The sequence below is a fragment of the Tenacibaculum agarivorans genome, assembly GCF_001936575.1.
GTDB classification, from domain to species: domain Bacteria; phylum Bacteroidota; class Bacteroidia; order Flavobacteriales; family Flavobacteriaceae; genus Polaribacter; species Polaribacter agarivorans.
In genome coordinates, this window is sequence record NZ_MSMP01000006.1 from 134,045 (window position 1) to 153,332 (window position 19,288).

General features: G+C 31.4%; 16 protein-coding genes. 5 read left to right on the forward strand and 11 right to left on the reverse strand.

All coding sequences use genetic code 11. The annotated features are described in order from the left end of the window. Complete coding sequence (locus BVC87_RS06365) at window positions 1–762, reverse strand: SDR family oxidoreductase (RefSeq protein ID WP_075341519.1); 762 nt, start codon at window positions 760–762, stop codon at window positions 1–3. 210 nt (window positions 763–972) lie between these two features. On the opposite strand from BVC87_RS06365, the gene BVC87_RS06370 reads away from it, so the two are divergent. Continuing rightward, complete coding sequence (locus tag BVC87_RS06370; protein WP_075341520.1) at window positions 973–1,398, forward strand: MarR family winged helix-turn-helix transcriptional regulator; 426 nt, start codon at window positions 973–975, stop codon at window positions 1,396–1,398. A 57-nt stretch (window positions 1,399–1,455) separates the two neighbouring features. Here BVC87_RS06370 and BVC87_RS06375 read toward each other — a convergent pair whose 3' ends face one another. The 6 genes from BVC87_RS06375 to BVC87_RS06400 form a co-directional block, all read right to left on the reverse strand. Beyond that, window positions 1,456–2,046, reverse strand: coding sequence for a DUF5025 domain-containing protein (locus BVC87_RS06375; protein WP_075341521.1), 591 nt, complete (start codon window positions 2,044–2,046; stop codon window positions 1,456–1,458). 95 nt (window positions 2,047–2,141) lie between these two features. Next, complete coding sequence (gene mgtE, locus BVC87_RS06380) at window positions 2,142–3,491, reverse strand: magnesium transporter (RefSeq protein ID WP_075341522.1); 1,350 nt, start codon at window positions 3,489–3,491, stop codon at window positions 2,142–2,144. After that, window positions 3,460–4,287 carry a 16S rRNA (adenine(1518)-N(6)/adenine(1519)-N(6))-dimethyltransferase RsmA gene (gene rsmA / locus BVC87_RS06385; protein WP_075341523.1) on the reverse strand — a complete coding sequence of 276 codons (828 nt, stop codon included), beginning with the start codon at window positions 4,285–4,287 and terminating at the stop codon, window positions 3,460–3,462. The genes mgtE and rsmA overlap by 32 nt, the downstream gene beginning before the upstream one ends. After that, a complete protein-coding gene (locus BVC87_RS06390; protein ID WP_075341524.1) occupies window positions 4,277–4,900 on the reverse strand; it encodes a M23 family metallopeptidase in 624 nt (207 codons plus the stop codon). Before BVC87_RS06390 ends, rsmA begins: the two co-directional genes overlap by 11 nt. A gap of 3 nt (window positions 4,901–4,903) precedes the next feature. Next, window positions 4,904–5,233, reverse strand: coding sequence for a DUF4286 family protein (locus BVC87_RS06395; RefSeq protein ID WP_075341525.1), 330 nt, complete (start codon window positions 5,231–5,233; stop codon window positions 4,904–4,906). Between the two features lie 31 nt (window positions 5,234–5,264). Next, window positions 5,265–7,037: a tetratricopeptide repeat protein gene (locus BVC87_RS06400; protein ID WP_099098834.1), complete on the reverse strand. Its 1,773-nt coding sequence runs from the start codon at window positions 7,035–7,037 to the stop codon at window positions 5,265–5,267. A gap of 124 nt (window positions 7,038–7,161) precedes the next feature. On the opposite strand from BVC87_RS06400, the gene BVC87_RS23670 reads away from it, so the two are divergent. Then, a complete protein-coding gene (locus BVC87_RS23670) occupies window positions 7,162–7,305 on the forward strand; it encodes a hypothetical protein (protein ID WP_200799167.1) in 144 nt (47 codons plus the stop codon). A gap of 53 nt (window positions 7,306–7,358) precedes the next feature. Here BVC87_RS23670 and serS read toward each other — a convergent pair whose 3' ends face one another. Together serS and BVC87_RS06410 are read right to left on the reverse strand one after the other, a co-directional pair. Further along, a complete protein-coding gene (gene serS / locus BVC87_RS06405; RefSeq protein ID WP_075341527.1) occupies window positions 7,359–8,633 on the reverse strand; it encodes a serine--tRNA ligase in 1,275 nt (424 codons plus the stop codon). Between the two features lie 58 nt (window positions 8,634–8,691). Next, window positions 8,692–9,624, reverse strand: a complete 933-nt coding sequence (locus tag BVC87_RS06410; RefSeq protein WP_075341528.1) for a bifunctional riboflavin kinase/FAD synthetase — start codon at window positions 9,622–9,624, stop codon at window positions 8,692–8,694. 186 nt (window positions 9,625–9,810) lie between these two features. Between BVC87_RS06410 and BVC87_RS06415 the strand changes: the two genes are divergently transcribed. Continuing rightward, entirely contained in the window at window positions 9,811–12,633 is a 2,823-nt protein-coding gene (locus BVC87_RS06415; RefSeq protein WP_200799170.1) for a TonB-dependent receptor, read from the forward strand. Window positions 12,634–12,648: 15 nt separating this feature from the next. Beyond that, entirely contained in the window at window positions 12,649–14,313 is a 1,665-nt protein-coding gene (locus BVC87_RS06420) for an SGNH/GDSL hydrolase family protein (protein WP_075341530.1), read from the forward strand. A 488-nt stretch (window positions 14,314–14,801) separates the two neighbouring features. Here BVC87_RS06420 and BVC87_RS06430 read toward each other — a convergent pair whose 3' ends face one another. Both BVC87_RS06430 and BVC87_RS06435 read right to left on the reverse strand, forming a co-directional pair. After that, the gene (locus BVC87_RS06430; protein ID WP_075341532.1) at window positions 14,802–16,343 is read right to left on the reverse strand and encodes a glycine--tRNA ligase; all 1,542 of its coding nucleotides are present in this window, start codon (window positions 16,341–16,343) and stop codon (window positions 14,802–14,804) included. 97 nt (window positions 16,344–16,440) lie between these two features. Then, complete coding sequence (locus BVC87_RS06435; protein WP_075341533.1) at window positions 16,441–17,346, reverse strand: hypothetical protein; 906 nt, start codon at window positions 17,344–17,346, stop codon at window positions 16,441–16,443. 232 nt (window positions 17,347–17,578) lie between these two features. On the opposite strand from BVC87_RS06435, the gene BVC87_RS06440 reads away from it, so the two are divergent. Next, window positions 17,579–19,288 carry a 7TM diverse intracellular signaling domain-containing protein gene (locus tag BVC87_RS06440; protein WP_075341534.1) on the forward strand — a complete coding sequence of 570 codons (1,710 nt, stop codon included), beginning with the start codon at window positions 17,579–17,581 and terminating at the stop codon, window positions 19,286–19,288.

Sequence of the window (19,288 nt, forward strand, 5' to 3'; positions counted from 1 at the left end):
TTAAAATTTCTTCAACATTTTTAATGTCATAAAGGGCATTAATAGTTTAATAAAATACCAAGGATAAAAAGGTACATATGCATTGGCTTTTTCTTTATTTATAGCCTTTACTAAAAGTTTAGAACCTTTTTCAAGAGGAATCATGAAAGGAGGTGGTTTACCTATACTATCAGTCATTTCAGATTGAATAAAACCAGGGAAAATGGTGGATACAGTAATAGGCTTATTCAGCATGTCTATCCTAGCACCTTCCGCTAGGCTTTTTAATGCTGCTTTTGTAGCCGCATAAACATTCATGGCTCTTGGATATCCTCTAAAGGCAGACATTGAAGAGACAGCGACTAAATGACCGTTGTTTTGAGCTCTAAAAATTTCCATAGCCGCTTCCATTTGATTTAGAGCACCACAGAAGTTAGTTACTGCTGTTTGCATATTTTGCTTAGCGAATCCTTTGCCTAAAGGAGCTCCTTTACCCATACCCGCATTTACAATTACACGATCTAAATTTCCACCAATAGACTCAAAATCGTTTTTGAATGCTTGAAAGATTTTAAAAACATCTTCTTGAATAGTGACATCTAGAGGTCTGATGAAAACATGAATACTACTATTTATGCTTTCTAACTCAGTTTTTAAGCTTTCCAATTTTTCTACTCGTCTTGCGCATAAAGCCAGATTACAACCTTGTTTGGCAAATTCTCTAGCCATTCCACTTCCTAAACCAGAGCTAGCACCAGTAATAAGTATGTTTTTTCTTTTCAAAATATTTGGTTATTTAATTTGTATCCTTTAAAAGTAGTAATAAGAATTGACTTCTTTTTTCACTTATGTTAATAAAAGAGGTTGTTTATTGTGAAAAAATGAGGATATACTGTTTTAAATTTATAATATTGCCATTAAAATTAACTGAATAACCAAGCAAAATACAGATGTATTTGTATGTACAAACAAAAATATTTATTTTTGTAAGTGATGACTAAAACAAAATCTAAATATTCTGTATGCTTATGCCATGCTTCTAATGTATTAGCTAGAAGTATGACTAAATTAATGGATGAAGAATTAGCAGTATTAAATTTAACTTCATCGTATGCTTATCTTTTAATGGAAGTAGCTGCTCAAGATAAAATTAACCCGAAAAAAATTAGCGAATCATTAGAGCTTACACCTTCTACAGTTACTAGACTTATTGAAAAAATGGAAAACAGAAATTTGTTGCAACGTAAGCAGGTTGGTAGAAGCACCGAAGTACGTTTAACGAAAGAAGGTAAGAGTATAATGAAACAGATTAAAATTTGCATTGAACGATTTGAAAAAAGATATGCTGCATTAATCGGAGAAGAATTGATTGATAAGCTAACTAAAGATGTTTACGAAGCAGCAATGAAAGTGAGTTAAAAAGAATAAATTTCAATATTTGTATGTGCAAGCAAATTTATAATCTGTCATTTAGTTTTAATCGTTATTACATTGATTGAAGGTAGTTGTATTTGTCTTTTTAAATGAGAAAGTAGCATTAGTAATTTCTATAAAATCATTTTTGTCTTCAACGTTGTATAACTTACCTGAAAATTTACCACGAATTCCAGTTAAAAAACTTATTTCTTTTGGGAAAAACTCCAGTATTTCAACCTCAAAGTCATTGTTTGTACTGTTTCTATAGAACTTTCTTTTTCCATCTTTATTAATAAAGAACTTTGCATAATTTTTAAAGTGTCCTTCAGCGTCAGAAATCGAGTATTTACCTATGCTATTTACATTCATTATTTGCATATGAAAAAAGTTTTCACTCGTTAGATCAGTTATTAGGTTAGAGTCCCTGTAAGCTTTAATAGTATATAAAGGTTTACCGTCAATTTCAGATCGTGAACAAGAGAAAGTATGCATACAGAAGTCTTTATCTATCTGTGAGGGTAGCCATAATTCATCATCTACTAGCATTTTAAATTCATTAAGCTTTTCTATAGAGTTAGAATTTTCATTATCGTTGCAGCCAGAAAGAATTAATAAAAGCGTAGATACTATTAGTAGTAGATTATTTTTCATGTTTTAGATGTATTTAAGTTTTTCACTTATCAGCAAATACCATGCCTATGGTAAAAAAAATCATCTAAAAATAAAGTCTAAAAGAGTAACGAGAATTAAACTCCCAAAATTAGTTTAGCAATAGTAAAATAGATTAAAATCCCAAAAATATCATTACTAGTAGTAATAAAGGGACCTGTAGCTATAGCTGGATCTATACCTCTTTTATCAAGAAATAATGGAATAAAAGTACCAATAAGCCCTGCTACTATAATAACGACTACTAAGGATACAGAAACAGCAAAAGAAGTCTCTAATTGTCCGTTATAGATATAAATAAATAGAAAGAGAACAATAGCTAAAGCAATACCATTGAGTGTTGCTAATAGCATTTCTTTAATGAGACGTTGGTTTATACTTCCTTTTACATCATCATTGGCTAAACCTTGAACGATAATAGCAGAGGATTGAACCCCTACATTTCCAGCCATTGCAGCAATTAATGGAGTAAAAAAGAATAGTACAGCATTTTCTTTAAAAGAATCTTCAAATCCGCCCATAATTAAAAAAGCACCAATTCCACCGATCAATCCTAAAAATAACCAAGGTAAACGTGCTCGGGTTAGCTCTAAAATAGTATCATCCGCTTCTACATCTTGTGTAATACCAGCAGCTAATTGATAATCTTTATCAGCTTCTTCTTTAATTACATCTACAATATCATCAATAGTAATTCTACCTACTAAAATACCCAACTCATCTACTACAGGAATGGCTTCTAAATCGTATTTACGCATTTTATTTGCCACATCTTCTGCATCATCATGAACATTTACAAAATCTACCCTAGGAATGTATACATCGGCAATTTTAGACCTTGTAGAAGCCATCAATAAATCTTTTAATGATAACCGACCTTTGAGTTTTCCGCTATCATCAACTACATAAATAGAATGTACTCTAGTAACTTCTGCGGCTTGTTCACGCATTCTGGTTACACAACCTAATATCGACCAATTTTCATTAACTTTTACAAGCTCTTTGGCCATTAAACCTCCGGCAGAGCTTTCATCAAATCGAAGTAATTCAACAATTTCTTTAGCATGCTCTTCGTCTTCAATTTGTTGCATTACTGCTTCTTTACGTCCTTCTGGAAGTTCAGCAATTACATCGGCAGCATCATCAGTATCTAATTCTTCAATTTCTTCAGCAATTTCTTTGGCAGATAATTGTTCTAATACTTTTTCACGAACATCGTCATCAACATCCATTAATACCTCAGAAGTTGTTTCACTATCTAGGAGGCGTATAATATAAACAGCTTCATCAAAGTTTAATTCATCTAAAACTTCAGCAATGTCAGCATGGTGTACATCAGTAAAAAGATCAGAAAGCGCAGTATCTTTTTGATTTGCGATTAAGTTGGAAACGTTTTCAAGAAGTTCTTTCGTTATTTCTATCGCCATGACTTGCTATTTTGTCCGTCAATTCTATAAATTCTTGTACCGATAATTGTTCGGGACGCATGGCAAATATAGGGTCTTGTTTTAAGTTATCCGAGAGATTCATAGATTTTAAACTGCTTCGTAACATTTTTCTTCTTTGATTAAATGCAGTTTTAACTACTCGAATAAATAGTTTCTCATCTACAGGTAAGGTATAATTCTCTTTTCGAATCATACGCATTACTCCAGAGTTTACTTTTGGAGGTGGATCAAATACTGTAGGAGGGACAGTGAATAAATATTCAACGTCATAGAAAGCTTGGGCAATTACAGATAAAATACCATAAGCTTTACTTCCTTTTTTTTCAGCAATTCGTTGTGCTACTTCCTTTTGAAACATTCCTGAAAATTCAGGCACGATGTCACGATTTTCAATGGCTTTAAATACAATTTGAGTAGAAATATTGTAAGGAAAATTACCAATTATAGCAACCTGTTCTCCATTAAATATTTGATGAAGATTTTGTTTGAGGAAATCGCCTTCAATAATAGTAAAGTTCTCTTTTGAAGTGTCAAGTTTTATGTGTTCTACAGGAAAAACTTCGTGTAAATACGTTACAGATTCAGAATCCAATTCCATTACGGTAACTTTAAACTTTCTTTTTCTAAGAATATGTTTAGTAAGGACACCCATTCCTGGACCAATTTCTAATACCTGATCGTATCCTTTTTCAGTTAACGAGTCCGCTATTTTATTCGCTATATTTTCATCCGTTAAAAAATGCTGTCCTAGGTGTTTTTTCGCTCTAACGCTCATCTTGTACTATTCTATGTTTTTTTATGAAATCGGTCGGATCTACATATCCTTTACTATTCTTCGAATATCCATTGCCCAAAGGTAATGTAATATCTTCTCTTATTTCAAAATGCAAGTGTGCATAATATGCGCCATTTGCAGTGCCTATAGTGCCAATTTTAGTACCTTTAGTTATCCATTTATCTTGAGTTGTAAGTATGGTATCACAATGCGCATATAATGATTCTACTATTTTTTCATTAGGTAGAAAATGCAAAATTCGTATTACGTTTCCCCAACCACCACCATAATCTCTAGTTTCTTTTACGTATCCGTTGGCTATAGTATAAATAGGATCACCTAAATCAGTATTACCTCCTGTAACAGCATTCCAATCATCACCTAAATGATAATTTTTTTGAAATTTTTGGGCATTATAATATCCTTTTGCATTTGGAATGCCCACAGGAAAGTCAAAACTATTTGCAATAAACTCTTTTTGTATAGTGTCTTTATAAGAAATTGAAACTATTTTGGTATCTCTTTCTGCAATTAAAGTTTTCTTATTATTCTTTTTTGAACAAGATAAAAGAAGGGCTGTAAAAATAAAAAAAGATAAAAATCTTATTTTCATTGCTTAGTTACTTACCACTGTAGGATAAAACTCTTTTACAACTTTTAATTCAGTTCTAAAAGCCAACATTTTATCAGCAAATTTTTTCATTCCTTCTGAGCGAAGCTTTTCAGCATCATGCTTATAATAATCATCTAAATCATCTCTAGTTTTAGCAGTATACTGAATAGAATAGGTAACTCCTCCCATTTCTTCTTCTACTAAAACCTGAGCCATTTTAGCACTTGTAAATCTACCTGTAGCTAATACTTCAGGAATATGGGTTTGCATCCAATGTAACCATTCATCATGAACAGTTTCATCGATATTTATAGTAACGTTGTATATGTACATATTTTTTTATTTGTATTGTGATTTGCTGTGTTTATATATTGTCTCCCCGTAGTTTTCTAAATTTCTTTCTAGCATCAACCAAATAAATACTAGATGGATAATCAAAAATTATTTTTTGATAATGTTCTTTTGCTTTCTCATTATCGTTCAATTCATTTGCATATAATTCAGCCATTTGATAATGTGCATCATCCACCAAAATCCCTTGAGGATCAAGACTAATGATTTTAGTATAATTTTCTATAGCTTCGTTGAACTTTTTTGTTTTTGAAAATAGAGAGGCTTGTTTAAATAAAGCTTCATCTTCGATTGATTGGCCTTTGAATTCTGTTAAAATATTATGTAAAAGTGCGATTGCTTTTTCATTTTTATTTTGATAATCGAGTACATCTGCTTTTGCATATGATAATAATCCGTTAGGAAGACTATCTTTAGGTTGATTATCAGAAATAATTAGAAATAAATCAGCAGCATCATTTGCAATAAGTTGTGAAGCAGACCCCTTTAGTACCTTGAGTTGTGCTTTAGCCCATTTAAAATCACCTTTAAAATATGAGGTCTGTGCTACTTTAAATCGTGCTTGTTGCCCTAGTTCGTGGTTTTTAAATCGAGATTGCACTTGAGAAAAGTAAATTAAGGCTTTGTTAAAGGTATCTTGATATACTAAAACATCTGCTAATTTTAATTTTACTTTGGCTTTTTGATATCGATTATCAGCAAACTTAATCGCTTCTTCAAGTATTTTTTTCGCTTCTTCAGGCTGATTCTTTTTGAATGTTAAATAATCCGCATAGGCTATTTGAATAGAAAAAGTATTTCTATTAACCCCAAACTCATTAAATACTTGTTGGAATTTTTGTTCAATTTCAGGCGTATCGGTAGCAATAGCAATTTTTAGATTCATTAATATAGCACCAAATTTATCTTCTAGAAAATTGGATTTCTCAATGGTAAAATCGAAACATTTCTTAGCCGTTTCATAATCTTTATTTTGAAAAGCAATCTCTCCTAAGTCATAGATTTTAACTAAATGTTCAGGATCTCTTTGGTATAAAGCTTTGTTTTGAATGAAAGCTTTACCATAGTCTTTTTGTGTAATAAACAACCAACTTAAAAGATCGTTCCAGATATCTTTAGGATTACTAGCTGATTTACGTAAAAGTGCCTTCTTAAACAAAATATTGTTTTCATTCTCACTATCGTCAGTAATATACCTAGATGTAAACCTTTTAACTGTATTCAAGTAATTATCATTAATATCTAAATAATTGATATACTCTTCAAACATTTGAGAAAAATTACCTTTTTCACCATGAATTTGGGCAATTTGAAACTCATAATGTACATTTTTATTGGTTTCAGAAGTTTTTTTATAGGCCTCAATAGCTAAGTCTAACTTATTGTAGTTTTTAAACATGTTAGCAATGGTGGCTCCATAACCAGACCGTTTAGCTATAGATGTTATGGCTTTTTTATAATACTTTTTAGCAGCAATAGTATCTTGCTGTCTTTCATAATTGTAGCCAATAATCACATTTAAAAAAGTAAGATTTGATCTTTTTTCTAGCTTTTCCAATAAAACACTTTCCGCTGTTTTAAATTGATTTGTCTCTTGATAGCAGGAAATTAGCCTTTGTAAGTAGGTAGTATTGTAAGGACTTTTGTTTACTAAACCTTTATATAATTGAATAGCTTTTTTGTATTCATTATTTCTATAATAATTTTCTGCTAAAGCAAATTCATTTGATTGAGCGCTGGTAATTATGCTGTTAATCAGAAAAATAAGTAGGAAAAAACGTTTCATCATCACTCAAAAATAAACAAGTTTAATGTTAAAATTAAATTAAAAAGAATGATTTTTTTGAATTTACTGTAATATTTTGGCACGAACTTTGTCTAATACAATATATAACTAATACAACTTTATCATGAAAAATTTAACTAGACAATACGAAGTAGCTAACGAGAAAGCAAAAAAATTTATGAAAAACGGACAAATCGCTCAATATTTTGAGGCTTTGTTAGAAGTAAACAAATATAAAAGACTAATGAATGTTGTTGTTTCGAATTAATATAAAATCAGTAATCAGCGGCGCGCACTGATTACTAACTCTATATTTTATTTTTAGTCTATAATTTCAAATCCACAATACGGCACTAAAACTTCAGGTATTTTAATACCGTCTTCTGTCTGGTAATTTTCTAAAATTCCAGCTAACACTCTTGGTAAAGCTAAAGAACTACCATTTAAAGTGTGTGCTAATTGATTTTTACCTTCACTGTTCTTAAAACGTAACTTTAAGCGATTTGCTTGAAATGTTTCAAAATTAGAAGCTGAACTAATTTCTAACCAACGCTCTTGAGCTGTAGAATACAATTCGAAATCGAAAGTAAGCGCTGATGTAAATCCAGTATCACCACCACATAATCTTAAAATTCTATACGGTAGTTTTAATTCTCTTAAAATACCTTTGATATGTTCCACCATTCCATCTAAAGCTTTGTAAGAATTATCAGGATGCTCTATTCGAACAATTTCAACTTTATCGAACTGGTGTAAACGATTTAACCCACGAACATGAGCACCATAACTACCAGCTTCACGACGAAAACATGGTGTATGCCCAGTAAGTGTAATCGGTAAATCACTTTCTTTTACTAGAGTATTTCTGTATAAATTGGTTATAGGTACTTCTGCTGTTGGAATTAAATACAAATCATCTCCAGTAACATGATACATTTGTCCTTCTTTATCTGGTAATTGTCCAGTCCCTAGTCCCGAAGCCTCATTAACCAAATGAGGAACTTGAACTTCTTTGTATTCTGCTGCCGCGTTTTTATCTAAAAAATAGCTAATTAAAGCACGTTGTAAACGAGCACCTTTTCCTTTATATACAGGAAATCCAGCTCCAGATATTTTAGATCCTAAATCAAAATCTATAATATCATATTTTTTAGCTAATTCCCAGTGAGGTAATGCATTGTCAGTTAATTCAGGAATATCTCCTTCACGGAATATTTCCTCATTGTCTTCTTCACTTTTTCCTGCAACTACCGATGTGTGTGGTACGTTAGGAATTTGATATAATAAATCTTGAAGTTTTTGAGTAACTGTATTTAAATCCTCAGTTAACTGTTTAGAGTGTTCTTTTAATTGACTTGTTTTTTCTTTTAAAAGATTTGCCTTTTGTACTTCACCAGATTTAAATAAGCTTCCAATTTCCTTGGATAGTTTGTTAGAGTCAGCTAAAACGGTATCTAATGAAACTTGAGTAGCTCTTCTGGTTTCATCTGCGTTTAACATTTCATCAATAATTTCTTCCGCATTAGCAAAACCTCGTTTCGCTAATCCTTCTAAAACAATAGCTTTGTTTTCTCTAACAAACTGAACTTGTAACATGAGTTAAAAATTTTAAGCGACAAAGATACACGAAGCCTAACATTTAAACAATGGATAACTATAGATTATTCTCAATGTATGTTAATGAAGATTGTTTGTCTAATTTTAATTGTGTTGTTAGATCTTGTATTGAATTGAATTTTTGCTCTTCTCGTAAAAAATAAATTAGCTGAACATTGATGTTTTTACCATATAAATCATCTTGAAAGTCGAAAAAATGAATTTCAATAGTTTGATCTTTACCATTAAGTGTAGGTCTATTACCAATATTCATCATTCCAAAATATTCGATACCTTCTATAAGAGATTTTACAATATATACTCCTGATTTTGGTATCAATTTATACTCCTCTTCAATAACTATATTTGCTGTAGGAAACCCTATTTTAGTGCCAATATTTTCACCTTTAACAACTTCACCTTTTAATGTAAATTCATAACCTAAGTAATCATTAGCAGTTTTAAGCTCTCCACTTTTTAAAGCATTTCTGATTTTTGTAGAACTTACCGCAACACTATCTATATCTTGTGCTGGTATTTCTTCTATTTCAAAGTTGTAAATTTGAGAGAATTCTGAAAGTTGTTCTATGTTACCTTCTCTGTTTTTTCCAAAGTGATGATCGTATCCAATAATTAGTTTGGATGTTTTTAATTGATTAACTAAAATATCTCTCACAAAATCTAATGCGGTTAATCTTGAAAACGCTCTACTAAAAGGATGAATAATTAAATAGTCTAAACCTATTTTTTCTAATAATTCTTTACGCTCATTTATGGTATTTATGAGTTTTACAGAAACTTCTTTTTGAAGTACCATTCTTGGATGCGGGAAAAAAGTTAGCAAAACAGATTTTTTTCCATTGCTTTTCGCTTGAGATACTAAATTTTTAATTATCTTTTGGTGACCAATATGCACCCCGTCAAAAGTACCAATCGTAACATAGGTTTCTTGAGTTGGTGTAAAATCGGAAATTGAATACACTGTTTCCAAATTCAAATATTAATTTAGACAAATTTACAAGTAAAAAATACAAGAATGCATTTTCATTCATAAAATGTCATAATTATAAAAAAACACATAGTTTTTTGATTAAATAGTAATAATAAGTGCTAAAATATTTTATGAATGAAAAAAAATTGTATTTTGCAATTCAGTTAACAAATTATTTACATTATGATGAAAAGATTAATTGCTACAATAGTACTATTTAGTAGCACTTTAATGATTGCACAGACCACCATAACAGGTACGGTTAATGATGCAACTTTAGGTGGGCCTCTGCCAGGAGCCGACATTAAGGTTTCTAGAAAGTCTGTTGGGACAAATACAGATTTTGATGGAAAGTTTACATTAACAGTTTCTGATACACCACCATTTACTATTGAAATTTCTTCATTAGGTTATCAAACACAAAAAGTAGAAATCACACAAAACAATCAAGTAGTTACAGTTGCATTGAAAGAAAATGCAACAGCATTAGATGAGGTTGTTGTTTCGGCGTCTAGAACTCCTGAAAGAATTATGGAATCACCAGTAACTGTGGAACGATTTGATTCTAGAGCAATTAAAAATACATCTTCACCTTCTTTTTATGACGGTTTAGAAAACTTAAAAGGAGTAGATATTAATACAAACAGTTTAACATTTAAATCTGTTAACACTAGGGGATTTGCAACTTTCGCAAATACACGTTTTATGCAGTTAGTAGATGGAATGGATAATTCGTCTCCAGCATTAAACTTTGCTTTAGGTAACTTATTAGGTTTATCTGAATTAGATGTAAAGAGTGTTGAATTATTACCTGGTGCATCTTCTGCATTATATGGAGCAAATGCATTTAACGGTATCATGTTTATGACAAGTAAGAGTCCTTTTGATGATCCAGGAGTTAGCTTTGTATTTAAAACAGGTTTAACTAGCCAAGATGCTGCAGGAAATAATGAATTTTACGATACAAGTTTAAGATTAGCACATACTTTTGATGATTATTTTGCTGCTAAAGCAACTATTTCTTATTTAAAAGGAACAGAATGGTTTGCAACAGATGAGAGAAATAGTTTAGATGGAGAATATACGTTTGGAGATAGAGCGTCTGATCCTAACTATGATGGTTTAAATACTTACGGAGATGAGGTTTCAACTAATTTAGGAGGAGCTATCGGAAATGTAAGTAGAACGGGTTACAGAGAAAGAGATTTAATGGACTATGATGCTAGAAGTATGAAATTCGGTGCGTCTTTACACTATCGTCCATGGGGTAACGATCGTTTAGAAGTAATTTGGAATTCTAAATATGGTAGAGGTAACACTATTTACCAAGGAGCAAACCGTTACTACATCAACAACTTCTTTATGGAGCAACATAAATTAGAGTTTAGAGGAAAGTATTTCTTTGTTAGAGGATATTTAACTTCTGAAGATGCAGGAGATTCTTATGATACAAGATTTACTGCTATTAACTTAAACAGAGCTTGGAAAGGCGATAGAGCATGGTTCCAAGATTATGCTGCAGCATATTTAGGAGCTGATCCAAGAGTTCAAGCATCTAACCACCAGTTTGCAAGAGATTATGCAGACGGATTTATTAATAATGGAACAACTAGGGTGCCAAGAAATGATGGATCAGGCGTAAGACCAGAAGCAGGTTCTGCTGAGTTCAATAGGTTATTCCAACAAGTAATTGCTGATCCAGATTTAGCAACGGGTTCTAAATTCCAAGATGAGTCTCAAATTCGTCATGTTGATGCTAACTTGAACTTAAAAGAGTATATCGATTTTGCAGAAGTTCAAGTAGGAGGTTCTTATAGAGAATATAATCTACGTTCTAGAGGAACTATTTATACTGATTTTGATGGACCTATTACTTACGATGAGTTTGGTTTATATACACAATTACAAAGAAAATTATTAGATGATAGATTAAAATTAACAGGATCTATTCGTTATGATAAAGCTCAAAATTTTGATGGAAATGTGTCACCAAGAATTTCTGTAGCTTATGCAGCTGGTGAAGAGAAGAACCATAACTTCAGAGCATCTTTCCAAACTGGATTTAGAAACCCAACTACTCAAGATCAATACATTGGTTTAAATGTTGGTAGATCTTTCTTAATAGGTTCTGCTCCAGATAACTTAGATAGGTTTGTTACACCACAAATTGATTTAAGTGCAGCAGGAGAAGCTATAGTAGGAGCTCCAAGCGTCAGTTTAACAGGAAGAAATGGATATGATAATTCATTTTCTTTAAATTCTATCCAAGCTTTCACAAGAGGAGAAATTGCAGCACCAGTTAAAGCTGATGTTAATTTAGTAAGACCGGAAAAAGTATCTGCTTATGAAGTAGGATACCGTTCTGCAATTCCTTTAGCAGATAATAAATTAAGTGTAGATTTAAGTGTATACTATAACCAGTATGAAGATTTTATTGCAAATGAAAATGTTGTAGCTCCTTTATATGGTGTAATAGGTAGTACTACTGAAGTTTCTCCAGGAGTTACTGAAAATGATATAGCTTTAGCTGCTCTAAGAAATAGTGATACAACAATATTTACAGCATATACTAATACAGAAGCTGATATTAGTTCTTATGGTGCTACTATTGGATTAAGTACTAAAGTATTTAATGGTTTCAATGTAGGATTAAACTATACCTATGCTAAGTTTGATTTTGATCAAAGTTCTGATCCTGATTTTGAAGCTGGATTTAATACTCCAGAGCACAAAGTAAAAGTTCAATTTGGTCATACTAACTTATTTGAAAACTTTGGTTTCAATATTAACGCTAGATGGCAAGATGAGTACTTCTGGGAGTCTACTTTCCATGATGCAACTATAGATGCCAGAACAGTTATTGATGCACAGATTAATTACAAAGTTCCTTCAATCAAATCTGTGTTTAAATTAGGAGGAGCAAACTTAACAGGGCAAGAGTACTTAAGTGCACCGGGTGTTGGAGCAATAGGATCTCAGTACTTTATTTCTTGGACAATTAATAATTAAAAAAAGCAACGTAGAATGAAAATAAAATATAGTTTACCTATAGCACTTCTTTTAGGGTTAGGAGCGTGTGATGTTAATAATGATTTAGAGGAGATTAAAGCTCCAGAAGGACCACAGGCAGAACTTAATGTGGCTGATGTAGATTTTTCAAATTATATTTCTGTAGGTGCATCTTTTACTGCAGGATTTGCAGATAACGCTTTATTTAAAGCTGGGCAAGAGAATTCATTCCCAAATATTTTAGCAACTAAATTTGGTTTAGCGAATGGTGGAGATTTCAATCAACCATTAATGTCTGATAATGTAGGAGGTTTATTACTAGGAGGAACTCAAATTCAAGGACCTAGATTATATTTTAATGGAACAGGGCCAACTTCTTTAGCAACTACAGGAGCTACTCCGTCTACAGAAGTAACCATGGCTGTACCTGGCAGTATGAATAATTACGGGGTACCTGGAGCAAAGAGTTTCCATTTTGTAGCACCTGGTTACGGTAATGTTGCTGGTGTGGCATTAGGTCAGGCAAATCCTTATTTTGCTAGGTTTTCTTCTTCAGCAACAGCCACAGTTATTGGTGATGCTGCCGCAAAGTTACCTACATTTTTTACACTATCTGAAGTTGGTGGTAATGATGTATTAGGATATGCTTTAGCTGGAGGTATTGGAGAAAATCAAAAAGGAAATTTAGATCCTTCTACTTATGGACCTGCTGATATTACAGATCCAAATGTATTTGGTAATATATTATCTGGAATGGTAGATGCGCTTACTGCAAACCCAGCAACTAAAGGGGTGATTGCTAATTTACCATATATCACTTCTTTAGCACATTTTACTACAGTGCCTTACAATCCATTAGATCCAAGAACAAATACTGATTTATCTGGACAAATCACATTATTGAATAATGTTTATGGAGCTGTAAATCAAGTATACGCTGCGGCAGGAGAAGCTGAAAGATCTATTGTATTCTCAAGAGATACTTCAAATCCTTTAGTGATTTATGATGAAGATGCTACAGATTTAACTGCTAACATAGCTATGGCTTTAGGAGCTAGTCCAACGTTTGTGCCTTTTGTTGAGTCATTAGGTTTACCTGCTGCTGCTGCACCATTAGTAGCTCAGTTATTAGGTAATCAATACGGAAAAGCTAGATCAGCAACTGCTCAAGACTTATTTGTTTTACCTTTAAGTAGTGTAATTGGTACAGTAAATACAGATAAAGTAGCGGAATTAATTACGGCAAGTGGAGGTTTATTACCACAAACTTTAGCAGGTCAATTTTCGGCAGAGGGTATTACTTTACCTTTAGCTGATAAGTGGGTATTAACGCCTCAAGAGCAAGCTGAAATTAGAGAAGCAGTAGATGCATATAACGTAACTATAAAGTCTATAGCAGATAGTAAAAATCTTGCTTTTGTAGATTTAAATAGTATTTTAGAAACTGCAGCTAACCAAGGATTAGAGTTTGATACATATATTTTAAATACTAGTTTAGTTACTGGAGGTCTAATTAGTTTAGATGGAGTACACTTAACGGGTAGAGGTTATGCTTTAATGGCTAATAAGTTTTTAGAAGCTATTGATAGTAAGTATGGTACTAATTTCAAGGAAGCTAAAGACGGTTTAGCTAAGGCAGATAATTATCCTACAAACTATTCTCCATCATTGGTGAATTAATATAATATTGTTAACATAAATAAAAAAGGTTGAGAATTTTCTCAACCTTTTTTGTTTGTATTGTTTTTGTCTGTGTTTATAATATATTTCTTGTATTTGCCATCTTTGTAACGATGATAAATAAATACAGGCATTAATATAAAAGACATGTATAGAACCCCTAATCCCATTACAATTTGAGCTTTAGGATGTAATGTGTTCAATAAATATATACCTACACACATCCAAACAATGAAGATGATGAACAAGACTGTAATAATTTTTTTCATGAGCCTAAAATTATATTTTTTATTATGAAATAGTTAGAACTTGTCATTACGAATGGAGTGAAACGTAATGAAGTAATCTATTTCTCGATATACAAGATCGCTTCGTTTCTCGTGATGACATTGTTTTTGTAAAATAATTACCATACTAATAGTGCAAAAATAGAAAACCCTTTAACAAATTCGCTAAAGGGCTTTACATATTCATATAAGATGTTTTAATTACATTTTCATTAACCAATATCGCATATCTACCTCTTGTTTAATAATGTCTCTTAAATCGTCTATTTTTACTCTTTTTTGCTCCATAGTATCTCTATGACGAATGGTAACTGTATTATCTTCTAAAGTATCATGATCTACAGTTATACAGAAAGGTGTTCCAGCTGCATCTTGACGGCGATAACGTCTTCCAACAGCATCCTTTTCATCATAAGCAACATTGAAATCCCATTTTAAATCGTCAATAATTTTACGTGCAATTTCAGGTAATCCGTCTTTCTTTACTAAAGGTAAAACAGCAGCTTTAGTAGGTGCCAAAACAGCAGGTAATTTTAATACAGTTCTAGTGGTATTATTCTCTAATTCTTCCTCTTGTAATGCATTTGAGAAAACAGCTAAAAACATACGATCCAAACCAATAGAAGTTTCTAAAACGTAAGGTACATAACTCTTGTTTTCTTCATGATCGAAATACTGTAGTTTTTTACCAGAGAATTCTTCATGTTGACTTAAATCAAAATCAGTACGTGAATGGATTCCTTCTAATTCCTTAAATCCAAATGGGAATTTAAATTCAATATCAGCAGCAGCATCTGCATAGTGTGCTAATTTTTCATGATCATGGAAACGATAATTATCTTCTCCCATTCCTAATGACAAGTGCCACTTTAAACGAGCTTCTTTCCAGTGCTCATACCATTCTTTTTGCGTTCCTGGTTTAATAAAGAATTGCATTTCCATTTGTTCAAACTCGCGCATTCTAAAAATAAATTGTCGGGCAACAATTTCATTTCTAAATGCTTTTCCTGTTTGCGCAATTCCAAACGGAAGCTTCATTCTACCTGTTTTTTGAACATTTAAGAAGTTAACAAAAATTCCTTGAGCAGTTTCAGGACGTAAATATAAATCCATTGCACTATCAGCAGAAGCTCCTAATTTGGTACCAAACATTAAATTGAATTGTTTAACATCTGTCCAATTTTTAGAACCAGTTAAAGGATCTGCAATTTCTAACTCTTCAATTAGCGCTTTTACATCTGCTAAGTCCTCATTTTCTAAAGATTTAGCTAAACGAGAAAGAATAGTATTTATTTTTTCTTGGTATCCTAAAACACGAGGATTTGTAGCTAAGAATTGTTCTTTATCAAAAGCATCTCCAAACCTTTTGCCAGCTTTGGTAACTTCTTTATCTATTTTAGCTTCAATTTTAGCACAATAATCTTCTACTAAAACATCTGCTCTATATCTTTTTTTAGAGTCTTTATTATCAATTAAAGGATCATTAAAAGCGTCAACGTGTCCAGATGCTTTCCACGTAGTTGGGTGCATTAATATAGCAGCATCTATACCGACTATATTTTCATTCATTTGCACCATTGCTTTCCACCAATATTCTCTAATATTTTTCTTTAATTCTACTCCATTTTGAGCATAATCATATACCGCACTAAGACCGTCATAAATTTCTGAAGATTGAAAAATATATCCGTACTCTTTAGCGTGAGAAATAACCTTTTTAAATTGATCTTCTTGTTTTGCCATGATGCAAAAATAAAATTTGGTTTGAATTTTTTACCCGTTCTAAAAAAAAAAGTGAAGAAATTGTAATTCTTCACTTTATAGTCTATAAAAATAGATTTTATCTTAGTTTTATTTGTGTTTTACCTGTAAAAACACCATCAACATATGTGTTAACTGTGTGAGTTCCTTTAGCAATATCATCTCTATCTACTAAAATTAATGAGACTACACCCAATTGCGTATTATCATAATCAGCGTAAATATTATCACTGAACACTATGGTAGAACCATCTTTTATTTTTTTATCACCTTTAGCGGCGATTACATTTTTATTTTCGTCTAAAATTTGAATTAAAATTTCCTTTTTTCCAGGATCAGTAACTGGATTGGGTTCTAAGTCAAACTTTACCTTAAAAGCATCTGTTCTTCTAGACCTAGAAGTGCTAGTTAACTTACCACTACTTCTTTCTTTCATGGCTAAAGCTAAAATATTTTTTACTTTAATAATACCAGCTACATCTACCTTTGCTCTTAATTCTTTCTGCTTGGCAGTAAGTACTTTGTTTTCGTTAAACAGGTTTTTTTCTGACTTGTTTTTTTCTTCTAATTGTTGAGTAACCACTATGTTTTCTTGCAGTAACTCATAATTTTGTTTGTTTAACGAGTCAACCTGAATAAACAAGCGCCTATTTTCTCGTTCTAATTTTACAATTCTACGAGAATATTTAACAATCAGATTGTAATTTGCTTTTTTCAAGTTTTTGATAGAATCTCTAAGATCAATAATCTTATTAATTTCTTTCACTAAGCGTTGAGATAAATCCTTATTCTTAACGTTTATATTTTTATAATCGTCAATAATTTCATCTAATTCAGCTTGAAGTTCAATTTTCTGGTCAGAAAAAGCATCTTCTAATTTCTGATAATCATTATTCAATTTAAAAGAATAAACGATTAGCAGTATTACTAGCGTAGCCACTAAATACTTAAAACCATTTGGCTTTATGTGTTTTTTCCTACTCATTCTCTCAATGGGGGTTTAACTATTATGTATCATCCTAAAGCTAAGAACGGCAAAATTAGTATAATATTACTAAATTATAAATTTTTTGCTAAAAAAATAATTATCAGTTATTTATAAGATTTCTTAGGTCTTTTGGGCGTTGCGCTAATTATTTAGTCTATATCTTTGTAATCAAAATAGAATTTATTGTATTATCTTTTAATAAGTTAATTTATTTAGGATTTTGAGCAGTTTGTTAAAAAGAACATATTATAAATTATTTTTTAAAATACTATTCTTTATAGGAATAGGTTTTACTGTTAGTTGTAGTGATCTAGATAGTAATCAACAACCTAGATTGGAAAAAGGTGTAATTGATTTTTCTCAAGTAAACTTTGAGGAGCAACCAACAACTATTCTTCAAGGAGACGGTTTGTTCTACTGGAAACAATGGCCTCTAGATGACGAGGGAAAATTTTCTGTTGAAAAATTACAAAAACCAGAAAAGATTGAGTGGCCTCCTGTATTATGGACTACATTAGATTATCCTTCAAAAGGCTATGGGACTTATCGTATAACATTAAAAAGGCAGCTTACCAATCAGAAAAATAAAATAATTTTAAATATTCCTAGAATTTTAGGAGGAGCAGAAGTATGGATCAATGGAAGAAAGGTAGCTTCTCATGGTAAAATTTCTAAAGAGAGTACATCGGAAAAATTAGACGGTAGACCTTTGAGAATAGAATTACCTGAAGAAGCAGTATTAGATATCATGTTTTTGATTTCAAATCATAAACATCGATTAGGAGGAGGAATTGCCATGTTGAATACTATAGAAGATCAAAGCTATTTTGAACAACAAAATAAAACTAAACCTTTATTAGAAGGTATTATAACTTTTGTAATTATTCTTTTTGGAGTAGGTCAAATTATTAATTTTTACAGTTTTCCAAGGTATAAGTTTTACTTATTTTTCGGGTTGTTTTGTTTGTTAGGTGCATCTAGACAATTATTTATTGGAGAAGTATTAATCTATAATTTCTTTCCAAATATAGATTTTAGCATAGTACAAAGAATGCGCTACATAGGATATTATGGGGGACTAGCTTCTGTATTTTTATATCAAGTTTACTTATTGCCAGGATATATAAATTCAAAATTTGTGATTTCTAGTGTTGTCATAGCATTGTTAGGAATCGTTTATGTGTTATTGGCACCTGTGTATTATACCACGCTCAGCGCACCTTTTTTTCAGGTGTATGGATTATTATTTATTGGTGTTGGAGGATATCAAGTTATACGAGCGTTAAAAGACGGAAGACCTTTAGCTAAAGTAATAGCTTTGGGAGTGTGTGTTGCTGCTTTTTTATTGGCTAATGATTTATTAAATGCAATGCTGATTATTCAAAGCAAGTACTTAATAAACTATGGTTTATTAGTCTATGTTTTTTTTCAAATTCTTGTCAATAAGAAAATTCAAAAACAGAGAGAAAAAGATCTTATTCAGTTATCAGGAGATTTTGAAGAACTATCTTCCTTAATGGATAAAAAACAAGAAGAAATATCAGAGCTAAAATCAGAATCGTATAAGCAGATAAAATCTAAAGAAAAACTAGTAGAAAACCTTAAGAAAGTTATTGCGGAAGACGAATCTATTTCTATTTATAATATTATTGCTGATGTAAAATCAGAATTGGTTGAAGATGCCAACTTGATTAAGATTAAAAGTGAAATGGAAGAGTTGGATAATGAGTTCTTTAATAGATTAAAAGATTTGCATCCAAATTTAACCAAAACAGATTTAGAAATTTGTTCGTTAATTAGAGTGGGTTTACGAAGAAAAGAGATAGCAAGTGTTAGAAACACATCATTAGAAGCTGTGAAGTCTTCACGTTTCAGATTGAAGAAAAAATTAAATCTTTCTATAAATGAAAATTTAGATAGATATATTAAGAAGTTATAA